The organism is Bacillus sp. SIMBA_074, assembly GCF_046534555.1.
Classification (GTDB): Bacteria; Bacillota; Bacilli; order Bacillales; family Bacillaceae_G; genus Bacillus_A; species Bacillus_A mycoides.
In genome coordinates, this window is record NZ_JAWRYM010000729.1 from 1 (window position 1) to 261 (window position 261).

A 261-nucleotide genomic window follows, 5' to 3' on the forward strand; every position below is an offset into this window, starting at 1 on the left:
CCAGTGCCTCGGAGATCGTGCCGAGGAAGCGCACCGGGATCTTCTGCGAGCCGTCCTGGGCAATCTGGATCAGCCGGTGGCGCACCGCGGGATTGGCGAAGCGGGCCAGGATCGCGGCGACGTAGGCCGGTGCATCGAAACCCGCCGGCAGCTGCACGTTGGGCACGATGTGCCCGCGCATCAGCCAGCTGGTGAACCGGCCCAGTGCCGGGTGCGCCATCGCCTCGGCCACGGTTTCCAGCCCGAGCAGCGTGCCCAGGT

The 261-nt window shown here is 70.1% G+C and carries 1 protein-coding gene; it reads right to left on the bottom strand.

Annotated elements, in window-relative coordinates; all coding sequences use genetic code 11:
- Nucleotides 1-261, bottom strand: a 261-nt coding sequence (locus SB773_RS32700; protein WP_486304323.1) for a mannitol dehydrogenase family protein, incomplete at both ends; no start/stop codon positions are given.